The 13,594-nt window shown below is 32.7% G+C and carries 11 protein-coding genes; 5 read left to right on the forward strand and 6 right to left on the reverse strand.

Going from position 1 to position 13,594, the window contains the following annotated elements; genetic code table 11:
• Positions 1 to 47: 47 nt before the first annotated feature.
• Positions 48 to 1,382 (reverse strand): NCS2 family permease, encoded by a 1,335-nt coding sequence (locus tag LQ598_RS07660; protein ID WP_239745404.1) that lies wholly within the window; start codon positions 1,380 to 1,382, stop codon positions 48 to 50.
• Between the two features lie 214 nt (positions 1,383 to 1,596).
• Positions 1,597 to 3,732, reverse strand: coding sequence for a DNA topoisomerase III (locus LQ598_RS07665; protein WP_239745405.1), 2,136 nt, complete (start codon positions 3,730 to 3,732; stop codon positions 1,597 to 1,599).
• Positions 3,733 to 3,874: 142 nt separating this feature from the next.
• Between LQ598_RS07665 and LQ598_RS07670 the strand changes: the two genes are divergently transcribed.
• The 3 genes from LQ598_RS07670 to LQ598_RS07680 all read left to right on the forward strand — a co-directional run bounded on the left by LQ598_RS07670 (position 3,875) and on the right by LQ598_RS07680 (position 6,561).
• Positions 3,875 to 4,741 (forward strand): GNAT family N-acetyltransferase, encoded by an 867-nt coding sequence (locus tag LQ598_RS07670; protein WP_016911087.1) that lies wholly within the window; start codon positions 3,875 to 3,877, stop codon positions 4,739 to 4,741.
• Between the two features lie 147 nt (positions 4,742 to 4,888).
• A complete protein-coding gene (locus LQ598_RS07675; protein ID WP_016911086.1) occupies positions 4,889 to 5,746 on the forward strand; it encodes a GRP family sugar transporter in 858 nt (285 codons plus the stop codon).
• Between the two features lie 29 nt (positions 5,747 to 5,775).
• On the forward strand, positions 5,776 to 6,561 hold the full coding sequence (locus LQ598_RS07680) for a glucose 1-dehydrogenase (RefSeq protein WP_016911085.1): 786 nt from the start codon (positions 5,776 to 5,778) through the stop codon (positions 6,559 to 6,561).
• Between the two features lie 299 nt (positions 6,562 to 6,860).
• Here the strand turns inward: LQ598_RS07680 and LQ598_RS07685 are convergent, their stop codons facing one another.
• Both LQ598_RS07685 and ybaK read right to left on the reverse strand, forming a co-directional pair.
• On the reverse strand, positions 6,861 to 7,772 hold the full coding sequence (locus LQ598_RS07685) for an AEC family transporter (protein WP_016911508.1): 912 nt from the start codon (positions 7,770 to 7,772) through the stop codon (positions 6,861 to 6,863).
• A 104-nt stretch (positions 7,773 to 7,876) separates the two neighbouring features.
• Positions 7,877 to 8,359, reverse strand: a complete 483-nt coding sequence (gene ybaK / locus LQ598_RS07690) for a Cys-tRNA(Pro) deacylase (protein WP_107556957.1) — start codon at positions 8,357 to 8,359, stop codon at positions 7,877 to 7,879.
• 47 nt (positions 8,360 to 8,406) lie between these two features.
• Here ybaK and LQ598_RS07695 point away from each other — a divergent pair, with 47 nt between their 5' ends.
• Together LQ598_RS07695 and mspA are read left to right on the forward strand one after the other, a co-directional pair.
• Positions 8,407 to 8,574: an SE1832 family protein gene (locus LQ598_RS07695; protein ID WP_016911506.1), complete on the forward strand. Its 168-nt coding sequence runs from the start codon at positions 8,407 to 8,409 to the stop codon at positions 8,572 to 8,574.
• A 15-nt stretch (positions 8,575 to 8,589) separates the two neighbouring features.
• A complete protein-coding gene (gene mspA / locus LQ598_RS07700; RefSeq protein ID WP_016911505.1) occupies positions 8,590 to 8,910 on the forward strand; it encodes a membrane stabilizing protein MspA in 321 nt (106 codons plus the stop codon).
• 36 nt (positions 8,911 to 8,946) lie between these two features.
• Here the strand turns inward: mspA and LQ598_RS07705 are convergent, their stop codons facing one another.
• Together LQ598_RS07705 and LQ598_RS07710 are read right to left on the reverse strand one after the other, a co-directional pair.
• Positions 8,947 to 10,107 carry an aminotransferase class I/II-fold pyridoxal phosphate-dependent enzyme gene (locus LQ598_RS07705; protein ID WP_107556956.1) on the reverse strand — a complete coding sequence of 387 codons (1,161 nt, stop codon included), beginning with the start codon at positions 10,105 to 10,107 and terminating at the stop codon, positions 8,947 to 8,949.
• A 298-nt stretch (positions 10,108 to 10,405) separates the two neighbouring features.
• Positions 10,406 to 13,570 carry an efflux RND transporter permease subunit gene (locus LQ598_RS07710; protein WP_016911503.1) on the reverse strand — a complete coding sequence of 1,055 codons (3,165 nt, stop codon included), beginning with the start codon at positions 13,568 to 13,570 and terminating at the stop codon, positions 10,406 to 10,408.
• Positions 13,571 to 13,594: the final 24 nt, after the last annotated feature.

The following is a 13,594-nucleotide window of genomic DNA, read 5'->3' on the forward strand; positions in this document are numbered from 1 at the left end:
TATATATAAAACAAAACGCCACGTGAAATCACGTGGCGTTTTGTTATTTAAGCATGTACAAATACGAAGTATGCGATGAACACAAAGAATAAACCATACATTATAGGATGAATTTCTTTATGTCTCTTTGCTACTATCATTGTAATAGGATAGAAAATAAATCCACATGCAATACCTGTAGCTATTGAATATGTTAATGGCATCATGATCATTGTTAAGAAAGCTGGAACTGCTATCTCAAATTTTTGCCAATCAATTTTGCCTAAGTTACTTACCATAAGAACACCAACGATAACTAACGCTGGTGCCGTTACTGCACTTGTAACGACTCCCATTAAAGGTGAGAACAATAAAGCTGCTAAGAAACACATACCTGTTACAACACTCGCAAAACCAGTTCTTGCACCTACTGCTACACCTGCACTTGATTCAATATAACTCGTTGTAGTAGAAGTACCAAATATAGCACCTACTATTGTAGCTAATGAATCTGCGAATAATGCTTTCCCAGCTCTAGGTAATTTATTATCTTTCATTAATCCAGCTTGGTTTGCAACTGCAACCAATGTACCTGCTGTATCAAAGAAGTCTATAAATAAGAATGTTAAAACGACAATTAAGAATTGTACATTAAATATTGTTGATAAATCACCAAACGCTTCGAAAGCTGCTCCAAATGTTGGCGCTACACTCGGCATTTTTCCTACAACACTATAAGGCATTGCGATTAATCCTGTAATTAAACCTGCTACAGCTGTTAATACCATACCTATAAATATTGCACCTGGTAATTTTTTAGCCATCAATATAATTGTAATAATAATACCAAATACTGCGAGTAATACTTCAGGGTTATGTATAGACCCTAGTGTAACTAACGTAGATTCTTCTTTTTTAACGATTCCCGCTCCTTGCAATCCTACAAAAGTAATAAATAATCCAATACCCGCTGATACAGCCATTTTTAATTCAAATGGTATTGCATTTATAATAACTTCCCGTAAACCACTCATCGTTAATAGTGCAAATATCAATCCTGAGAATAACACACCTGTTAAACCAGTTTGCCATGGAATGCCCATTGTTAATACTACTGTAAAGGCAAAAAATGCATTTAATCCCATACCCGGTGCCAAAGCTATCGGATATTTGGCGATAATACCCATGAATAAACAACCGACTAACGCCGCTAAAGCAGTAGCAACAAATACTGCCCCTTGATCCATTCTCATTGAATCAGGCACATTTTCTACACTTGCTAAACTTAACATAGATGGGTTAACGGCTAATATATAGGCCATAGACAGGAATGTTGTTAAACCACCCAATATCTCTCTTTTATAATTAGTTCCCAATTCATCAAACTTAAAGTAACGTTTCATAGTAAGACTCCTTTTTTAATTTCAACACTGTACATTGTATTACTCAGCACATTAAAAATCAATACTATCACGAACATTTAATAAAGTTATTTTATTTTCGTTCGTGTTATTGACACATACCTTTATTGCAGTGCTGTGATTTCAAGCGAACTATGATCACTATGTAACAAAAAGCACCAGTACTTTCAACTTAAGTACTAGCGCTTTTATGATGTTATAATTTCAAATCTTTTAACGCATCTTTAAATGGATTGTTTTCTACTTCATCATTCTTCATATATTGTTTCATTTCTTTTTTGCCTATCTTACCAGTTTTTCTGTTTTTAAGTCTTTCATCCATATGTTCTTGTGTTTCCGTATGACCACATACACAACGGTAAGTTGCTTTTTTACCTGTACCATATAGCGTTAATTTTTTCTTACAATTTGGACATCTAGCGTTTGTTTGTCTTTGTTGGTTCTTTTTAGTCTTACAAGTAGGATCCTGACATACAAGCATTTGACCATTTTTAGTTTTGACTTTAAGCATGAATTTACCACAAGTTGGGCACTCAGTTGTCGTTATATTATCATGTTTGAATTTGTCTTCGCTATTTTTAATGTCTGCAATGATTTCTCTCGTAAAGTCTCTCATCTCTTTCATGAACGTTCCTTTAGAATACTGTCCTTTTTCAATTTGGTTTAATTTCATTTCCCAATTTGCTGTAAGTTCAGGAGAAGTTAGTTGCTCAGGTGCTAAATTCAATAACTGCTTACCTTTAGGTGTAATTTTAATTTTACCTTGAATCGCTTCTATCACATTAGAACTATATAACTTTTCAATGATATCCGCTCTTGTTGCTACAGTACCAATTCCACCTGTTTCATTTAATGTTTGTGCCATTTTTTTATCTTTAAGCTTAAAGAACAATTGTGGTGATTCCATCGCTTTAAGCAACGTTCCTTCATTAAAGTATGCAGGTGGTTCTGTATCTTTAGTAGAAATGTTTACTTTTTGTATTTTTAGTTGTTGTTGTTCTTTGAAAGGTAATTCTTTAACAATCGCTTTTTCTTGATGAATAGCTTTAAACCCTAATTCAGTTGCTACTTCTTGAACAAGTTTAAACTTCTCACCTTCACATGTTAATTCTACAGTTGTTTCTTCATATTGATATGGTGGTAATAACACTTCTAAAAATCTTTCGGCTACAATCATATAAATTTTTTCTTCTCTTGGTGATAATTGATTCATGTTAGGTCTTACTTCAGTTGGAACAATTGCATGGTGATCTGACACCTTATTATTATCTATGAAATGCTTACCTGCTTTAATTTGTTGTTTTAGTAATGGAACTGCATATGATTTTAGTGATGTTGCACTTAGTGAAGAAACTCTTTCTTTTAATGAAGAAACCATATCATCCGTAAGATAATTTGAATCTGTTCTCGGATACGTTAATACTTTATGTTGTTCATATAATGACTGCATTGTATTTAACGTTTCTTTCGCACTCATTTTATAACGTTGATATGCAGTTTGCTGTAGACTTGTTAAGTCATATAACTTCTGTGGGTACTTCGTTTTCTTTTTCTTGTAAACTTTATGAATCGTTCCAATATTATTCTGAACTTTTTCTTTAATTTGTTCTATTAATTCTGAATCAAAAGTTTTATCTCCATTTTGATGAATCCAATTAAATTTGTAACCATCTATATCGATATTCATTTGATAGTATTCTTTCGGTTTAAACGATTGTATTTCATTTTGTCTCATTTGTACTAGATTCAATGTTGGTGTTTGAACTCTACCACATGACAATTGCGCGTCATATTTCGTCGTTAAAGCTCTCGTCGCATTGATACCAACAATCCAGTCTGCTTCACTTCTACATAGTGCAGCTTGATACAAATTGTTATATGCTTCTCCAGGCTTTAAATTTTGAAAACCTGTTTTAATTGCTTTCTCAGTAACCGAACTGATCCATAAACGTTTTAAAGGCTTTTTAACTTTAGCTCGCTCGATAATTAATCTTGCTACAAGCTCTCCTTCTCTACCGGCATCTGTCGCAATGATAATCGAGTTCACATCATCTCGCTTCATTAAATGTTGAACTGTATTAAATTGACTTCTCGTCTTCTTAATAACGACATGTTTCATATATTCCGGTATGATCGGCAATACATTTAAATTCCATTCTTTGAACTTTTTATCATATTCTTCTGGTGTGGCATTTGTTACAAGATGTCCTAATGCCCATGTTACGATATATTGTTTATTCTCAAAATAACCTTTCTTCTGATCATGAACACCTAATGCTTTGGCTATGTCACGACCGACTGAAGGTTTTTCCGCAAGAACTAATGCTTTCATATTATTTCACCCATTCTTTTTTACATTCGTATCATTATAACACGAATAAATACTGTTCTAAAGTTATCAAAAACTTTTATAAAGTTTCATTAAATTGTATAATAGAATATAATAATCGATGAATATTAAAGGAGTGACTGTCATGCAAATACTGCCACTTAAGCAAATCGAGCCTATAGCCTCTTATTTATACGAAAAAAATCTTCAAAACAGTAACTATGTCGAGTATATACCTACAACATTAGAAGATATAAAGTCAGCATTAATGAATAAATTTAATGACCAATCTTTCTATTACATTGAAGACGACAATCATATTATTGGTATTTTAGGATTCGAAAAAATTGATGCTGAGTCTGTCAATGTATGGGGACCAATCGTAAATAATACAAGTGAAGAATATTTAACTGCTTTAAAAGAAACATGGGACACGTTATTAAATAATCATCCTGACATTAAATATTGTCATATATCACTACATAAAGATCATATTTTGAATAATAGTAAACTAAAAAGACTGCATGCTGGATATGTCGAAACACAGTACACATTAGAAATTCAACAACCACCACTTCCTATAGATCAACAACATCAAATGACGCCTTTTAGTAAACCATATTACTATTCATTTGATAAGTTACATTCAAATAGTTTTAAACATAGTGACATTAGTTCAGATGATATCATTCAATCTCTTGGAGAAAATCATGCTTTATATTTATATATAGCTGAAGGGCTCGTTAAAGGATATATCTACCTATCTATAGATACACCTAAAAAATTAGCAACTATACCTAACTTAGCCTCTCACCATGATTATAGAAAACAAGGCATCGCTTTTCAGATGATACACTTTGCAACCACGAAAGCATTTAATCATGATGATGTAGAAACAGTGAGAATTTATGTCGATAGTAAAAAGCATGAACAAATACAGTTACTTTATGAAAAAGTCGGCTTCAAAATTGTTAATGAGACGCACCACTTCAAATATGTAAGAACTTTTTAAACAGTACACATGTACTGTTTTTTTGTTGTAAAATTACGTTTATTTACATATACTTTGAGCTATATGGTTTACAACTAATTTGTTTCACACGTATAATACACGGGTACTGTTTAAAATACAAATAAATAAAGAAAGCGAGTCGTGTGTATGGAATATCTTATAGCTCTGCTACCAGCATTGTTCTGGGGGAGCGTAGTATTAATCAATGTAAAAGTTGGTGGAGGTCCTTATAACCAAATATTAGGTACAACTATCGGCGCATTCATCATTGGATTATGCCTATTTGTCTTCGGTGATGTTCACTTCACATCAACTACAATCATCATCGGTATGGTTTCTGGTGCTTTCTGGGCATTAGGACAAGGATTTCAACTTAGAAGTGTTGAATTAGTCGGCGTTTCAATTACAATGCCTATTTCAACAGGTCTACAATTACTTGGAACAACATTATTTAGTGCTGCATTCTTAGGAGAATGGTCTACTGGTACTCAAGTAGCACTTGGATTATCTGGTTTAGCATTATTAATAATCGGTGTTATCTTTACTTCTGTACAGAAAAAAGGTGCTGGAAATAGTGGTAATACTAAGAAACTTGCTAAAGCCATTCCACTTTTACTTCTATCAACAGTTGGTTATGTTGTATATGTCGTAATCGGTCAAGTCTTCGGAGTTGAAGGATGGGATGCCCTATTCCCTCAATCAATAGGTATGGTAATTGGTGGTATTGTTTTATCATTCAAACATAAACCTACAGTGAAATATACGACATTTAACTTATTACCAGGTATCGTATGGGCATTAGGTAATATGTTCTTATTCATTTCACAGCCAAAAGTTGGTGTCGGAACAAGTTTCTCATTCTCTCAAATGTTAGTAATCGTATCTACATTAGGTGGAATTTACTTATTAGGAGAACAAAAATCAAAACGTCAGATGACATTTATCTGGATAGGTATCGTGTTAATTATATTAGCAGCATTCATTATTGGTGCAGCTAAAGGTTAGATTCAATTAAAAATATAGGAGTGTTTAATATGTATGAAGATTTAAAAGATAAAGTTGTTATAATCACTGGTGGTAACAGTGGTATTGGTAAAGCAACTTCTGAACGTTTTGGTAAAGAAGGTTCTAAAGTTGTGATTGGTTATCTTGATCACGTTGAAGAAGCTGAAAAAGTTGTTCAAACTATTAAAGATGCTGGTTCAGATGCAATCGCAATTAAAGCAGACGTATCAATAGAAGAAGACATCAAGAACTTAATCCAACAAACACATGAAAAATTCGGACGTATTGATGTTCTAATCAATAACGCAGGTTTCGAGAAACCAATCCCAACTCATGAAATGAGCTTAGCAGAATGGTCTAAAGTAATTGATATCAACTTAACTGGTGCATTCATCGGAAGTAGAGAAGTTATTAATTATTACTTAGAACATGACATTAAAGGTCAAATCATCAATACTGCAAGTGTCCATGACGTTATACCATGGCCAAACTACGTCAATTATGCTGCAAGTAAAGGCGGATTAAAATTGATGATGGAAACAATGTCTATGGAATATGGTAAAAATGGTATTAGAATCAATAACATTTCTCCAGGTGCAATTGTTACAGAACATACACGCGAAAAATTCTCAGACCCAGCAACTAGAGAAGAAACGTTAGAAATGATTCCATTAAATGAAATTGGTGAAGCGGATCAAGTAGCTAATATCAATGTATTCCTAGCTTCAGAACAAGCAAGTTACATTCACGGTACAACACTTTATGTTGACGGCGGAATGACAAACTACCCTGCATTTATGGGCGGTAAAGGTTAATATTATAAATTAGCAAAAATAAAAGAGCGCAAATTCTTATTTCCAAAGAATTTGCGCTCTTTTTAATTTATCTTTTGAGTCTTCGTGCGATTTGGCCGTGAATTTATCATGTCAGGTTCCACTTGATAAATAGAGACCGTGAATTTATCATGTTAGGATTCACTTGATAAATAGAACCCTTGAATTTATCATGTCAGGCTCCACTTGATAAATAGCAAAAAATCTCTTCACTAGGCGATAACCTAATGAAGAGATCATTTATTTTAGTATCGGTATTTATGTCCCAAGCTCTTTCTAATTTAAACAAAGAAAAATTGATACACATATAATATGACGATAGAAATGACAATACTAAGATTCGTTGCCATTCCCACTATTGGCAGTGTCTTATATTTAAATGTAATGGCATAGGATAATACAGAAACACCTATAGGCAATAACCAACCAATTAATAATGTTGTTTTAATCATTGGATCATCTACTGGTAAAAAGAAATGAACGAGTATACCCATTAATAACCCAAAACCATAATGAAATAATAAATATTTAACAACGATTGGTAAGTATGCTTTTTCTATTTTAAAATTCAAAAATAGTCCGAGTAATATCATAGAAAGAGGCATATTTGCATTAGCGATTACTTCAAAGAAATCTATAGCTTTTCCTGGTATTTTAATACTCATTATATTTAATACAAACATCAACATATATGTCATAAGTGGAACTGTTTTTAATAAATTTAAGCCCATTCGTTTGAAGTCAAATTGATCTCCACCATCATTGAAATAACTTCCTACAAAGTATGTTACACCGAACATAATAATTGCAGTACCTATATCTAACATACCGAAATATAACAATCCATTTTCTGGCCAAATTTGCGCTACCAGTGGATATGCAAATAATCCAATGTTTACAGATGCTGCCATCATACCGACAGTACCTCGTATTTGATTATTATAATTTTTCTTAAATAACCAAATAATTAAAAGTTTCGCGGTAATTCCATATATAAGCATCAAAATAGGCAACCAACCTAAAGATAAATCTAAATCTGATCCATTTAAGTTTACTATTACTAATGAAGGCAAAGTAACATTTAACACAAGTGTTGCAAGTACATTACCATCAGAAGCTTTAAAGAATTTCAGCTTCTTTAGTACGTAACCTAAAGCAATTAATAGTATAATCATTATAAATTTTTCTGTCACTTTATCACTTCTCTCGTTAGACTCACATTTATATATATTAACAACTGTTTATATTCTATGCACACTTTTTGTTTGAAATATTAAGGAAATATACTAAAATGAGTTTAGTTATACTTAATAACATCTTCGAAGTCTACATCAATGACTTTGACTAATTCTTGTGGATTCACTTCTATTTGGTAACCTCGTTTACCTGCACTCACAATAAATGATGATAATGATTGAGCGGTTGTATCAATAATCGTTCGAAATGTTTTTTTCATACCTACGGGTGAACATCCACCTCTCACATAACCCGTTACTTTTGTAAGCTGGTCAAGAGGTAATAGTTCGAGTTTTTTCTGGCCAACAGCTTTACTGGCCTTTTTCATATCTAAATGTTCAACGACAGGTATAACAAAAACAAAGTATTCATTTTTACCATTCATCAATACGAGTGTTTTATATACTTGGTTTTCTGGTTTTTGAATAAATTGAGCTACTTGATGTCCATCTATATAATCTTTTCCTATGCTATATTCATGAGTATGATAAAATATATTATATTGATCGAGGATGCGCATTGCATTGGTTTTTACTTTTTTCAATTTATCACCTACTTCAAGATAAAGTTAATTTAAAAGGAGTGTTTAAAATGGATTTAAACCAACAACTTTCAGAACTGAAATATGATTATGTACGTATACAAAATGATCTAGAAAAAAGAGAGTCTACTGGTCATGCAACTGATTTATTAGAAAAACAACTTGTTCAAATTGAAGAAGAAATCAGCAAAGTACGCTCTCAACTCAATCAAGATTAACGAAAGGAAAACACTATGTTAATTCTCATACTTTTATTATTTACCCTTATTTATCTTATTATAAGTTATTTAAGTATATTTCAACTACATACAATGCTTACTCAAGCTTTAAGATTCATAATGGGTTTGATGCTAATCGTCTTTCTTGGAAGTATCGTCATTGGATTCGCTACTCAAATTTGGTGGATTTTAGCGGTTCTTGTTTGTTTAGTCATCAATATAGAAATCACAGCATTTAAATACCGAATTAAAGATAAGAAAGCCGTCAAACTCTTAAATTATATGACAATATTTATACTCGTTATTTATGTCATATTACTATTTATCACTTTTTAACAAGACAAAATCGTATGACTCAGTCATGCGATTTTTTTATTTGTATAAATGAGCAAGATTTTGTAATCTTTTAGCACCTTCTGCTAACTCTGAATCGCTCAGTGCTAATGAAATTCTTACATAATTTTTGCCATTATCACCAAATGGGATACCAGGTGCTACTAAAATGGACTGCTCTTGCAATAAATATTCGACAAACGCTTCTCCATCATATTGAGCAGGCGTCTGTAACCATAAGAAAATACCACCTTTCATCGGTTCAAAAGGAATATCCACTTCTCTTAAAGCAGCTTCAAAGTGATTTCTTCTATTTTTGAATATTTCATTTTGTTCAACAAGAAAATCATCACATTCATTTAAAGCGACAGTACTCGCATCTTGCAAAGCCCCAAACATACCAGCATGCGTATGTGTTTGATACTTTTTCAAAGCAGCTATCATATCTTTATTCCCTACAGCAAAACCAACTCTATAGCCTGACATGTTATACCCTTTAGAAAGTGAGAATATTTCTATAGCTGTATCTTTCGCACCTTCAGACTGGAGTATGCTTGGATTCTTCTTATCAAAGCCAAAAGCACTGTATGCAAAGTCATGTACGATATTTGTTTTACTATTCTTGAACTTGTTTATAGTATCATCAAAAAATTGCTCACTTGCAACAGAACCAGTCGGGTTATTCGGATACGTTAAATAAATCAGTTTCGTCTTATCTAAAATTTCATGATCTATGTCATCCCAGTTAGGTAAATAATGATTTTCTGAAGTGAGTTCTAAAGAATATGGATGAGCTCGAGCAAGTAATACCCCCGCTAAATAATCTGTGTATCCAGGGTTAGGTAATAATACATAATCATCAGGTTCAACGACGCAAATAGGTAAAGCAACTAAACCATTTTTCGTACCAAATAATATACAAACTTCTTCTTCCTGATCTAATTCCACGTCATATTGCCTTTTATAAAAATCTACTATAGCCTTTTTAAAAGATTCTTTACCATGAAAAGCACCATACTTTTGATTTTCAGGCTTTTGAACTGCATGCTTAAATTCATCGACGATAACTTTAGGTGTTTCACCATCTGGTATACCCACTGCCATATTAATAAGGGGTAGTGAACCATGTTCAACCTTACGCCCCATCATCTTTCCAAAGTAACTATCTGGTATTTCTGATAATAGTTTTGATATCGGCACAATAACGACTCCTCAAAATAAAATTTCATCTAGCTAAAATTATATATGCATATATTCTATCAAAGTATGAAGTACACACAAGTATTTTCTTATTACATCACTAAGAAATAAAAGTGCAAAATTGATTCTTATTACATTATTTAGTGTTGATATTAGAAGTTACATATACATTTACTACCTTATTCTAAATGAAATATACTCTAATAAAAATATAAAAACCTTCCAATCCGAAGGTTCACACCACCGGATTGGAAGGTTTAATTGAGAAAGGATTGTCTATCCTATACTTCATTACAACTTAGTCTATTTGTTCTTTAGGACTTTTAAATATTTTCTTTTTGAATTTCATTATAATTTCATAAGTAATTGGTACGACTAGTAAAGTGAGTATAGTAGATGATACTAATCCACCTATTACTGTAATGGCTAATGCTTTAGAGATTAATACTGAACTGCCTCCACCAAATAACAGTGGCACTAATGCTCCAATTGTCGCTAACGCTGTCATAAGAATAGGTCTTAAACGTGTACCCGCTGCTTCTATTAATGCTTCTCTTGTCGACATGCCTGCTTGTTCCATATTAATTACTCTATCAATTAATACAATAGCATTTGTCACAACTATACCGATAAGCATCAACATACCGATCATACTTGGTACTGAAATCGTTTCTTGTGTAACTAACAATCCAGCGATAACACCAATGATAGATACTGGTAATGAGAATAATATTGAAAATGGTGCTAATCCACCTTTAAATGTTAATACGATAACTAAATATACTATAAGTATTGCTGCTGCCATTGCTAATACTAACTGTTCGATTGCTTCATTTATATCATCATTTGTACCCCCAACATTTAAATCTACGCCAGCGGGAGTATCCACTTTAGATACTTTTTGATTTACATCAGTTGTCACTTTTGCAACATCGTCAGCAGTAATTTTGGCGTCTACTGATACTGAGATTTTATCATTCTCTCTCGTAATCGTATCTGGAGAAGTTGTTTTCTCTAATGTAGCAATATCACTTAATTTAACATCTTTACCTAGCGGTGAAGTGATTTTTGTATTTTCCAATTTATCTTCTGACCAATCTGTCTCTTCTTTCTTAGTCAGTTTTACATCGATTGATTTACCATCATCATTTAATTTAGTGACTACTTTATTTTGAGTTGTTTGGTTAAGCGTCATAGCGATTTGTCCGGCTGATAGACCTAGTTTACTCGCTTTGTTTTGATCTACTTTTACATCGAACTGCTCATATGACTCAGAAAGGTTTGAACTAACGTTTTCAACACCTTTAACTTTCTTCATTTCTTTTTCAACGTCTTTAACAGTACCTTCTATGGCATCTGTTGTTGGTCCAGATACTTTCACAGAAACTTCATTAGCTGTTCCACCTGTTGAGAAGTCTTGTTGTTTCCACTCACCTTTATGGTTAAATGCGCCTATATGATCCATTACATCTTTACCAACATTATCCCAATCAGGTGTGTCTTTATCATATTTCACCATTAAAGCCATATCATTTTTAGCTGATGGATTGAATGGATTTTCTCCACCTACACTATATTGTACAAATTCTACGTTTTTATCTTTTGATAAATATTTCTCAGCTTGTTCTCCATTTTTAACTACTTGTTCTTCTTTTTCACCTGGAGATGGTTTATATGTGAGGGCTAACATCTTGTCTTCGCCTGTATCAATAAATGATTTACCAATATAAGGCGTAAATACAAGTGCAATACTTGCAACTACAAGTACTAAACTTAATAAAATAACTACCCATTTATGGTTTAAATTCCATTTCAAAATGCCTTTATATTTATGAGCTAACCAATGTCCTTTTTCCTTCTTAGCCTTTTTAATGCCGTTTTTAAAGAACATGTGGGATAACACTGGAACGATTGTTAACGCGATAAGCAATGAAGCTAATAAACTAAATGCAACTGCTAAAGCGAACGGTCTAAACATTTCTCCAATTTGTCCTGTTACAAATGCTAATGGTAAGAACACGACAATTGTAACAATCGTTGAAGACATGATTGGAATAAACATCTCTTTTGTTGCACTTGTGATGAGCTTGCTGCCTTTAAGTGTCTCACCTTTATCTGTCATTCTTCGATAAATATTTTCAATAACAACAATAGAATCATCAATAACACGTCCAATTGCGACTGTTAATGCTCCTAACGTTAAGATATTTAAGGATACATCCATTGCTTTTAATCCTATTAATGCCATTAACAACGACATTGGAATAGAGACCATTGCTATAATGGTTGATTTAATATCTCTTAAGAAGAACATAATAATGATTACAGCAACGATTGAACCAATCAATGCTTTTTCAACCATCGTAGATACTGAATCTTTAATCGTAGATGCTGTTTCCATCAACTGAACAGATTCTATATTTTTATGATCTTTTTTATATGCTTCTACTTCTTTATCTACATTATCTACAACATCTACTAAGTTAGCATCAGTAGCTTTAGTAACTTGTAAAGCTAATGCATCTTTACCATTTGTTTTAGAGATAGAGTCCCGTTTCTTCTCTTTTTTAACATCTGCTATGTCAGATAATTTTACAGATGGAATGCTTTGTGTTGCACTAGATTCTTCGCCACCTGATGATTGACTACTTTGTCCACCTTGTTGTGCCTGGCTTGCATCACCTTGGGAAGCTTGTTGTCCACCACTGGAAGCACCACCAGTCATCGGGATTTCTAAATCGTTTAATGCTTTGATTGACGTAAATCTTCCATCTACGACAATAGATTTCAAATCATCGCCAAATGTGTATAACCCTAGAGGTGATTCTTTCGTAGCACCATCAATATATTGAAGTACTTCATCTTCGGTCATACCTCGTTTTGATAATTCATTTTGATCAAACTCTAAATTGACTTCTTCTAATGTTTGTCCGGATAACGAAACATTTTGAACACCATCTACTTTTTCTAATTTAGGAATTAAGTCAGATTGCATTTGCTTCGTAGCTTTTTCTAAGTCATTATTTTTGTCGGAAATAGAGTAACTTACAACCGGAAATGAGTACATAGACATACGACTCATGTCAGGATCTTCTACACCTTCTGGTAATTTAAGTGCTTCTAATTTCTTTTTCAATTCTGTTTCAGCTTCATCCATGTCTGTTTGATATGTATATTCCAATGTGATTGCTGAAGCATTTTCTAACGATTGACTAGTTACATTTTGTACACCTTCCAGATTTTGTACTTCTTTCTCCACTGGTTCGGTGACATTTTCTAACACACTTTCTGGAGTAGCACCTGGATATGGTGTTGTAACAGTAATAACAGGTGTTGTTACATCAGGTAATAACTCCAGTTTCATTTTAAATGCTGAATAAATACCGCCTAGTAAAATAATTAATGTCATTAATAAAATCGCAAACTTATTATTCAGCGAAAACTTAATCATTTTTTGAACCACTTAATTTCCCCCTAATTTATCATT

The organism is Mammaliicoccus sp. F-M27, assembly GCF_022387115.1.
In the GTDB taxonomy this organism is placed as follows: Bacteria; Bacillota; Bacilli; order Staphylococcales; family Staphylococcaceae; genus Mammaliicoccus; species Mammaliicoccus vitulinus.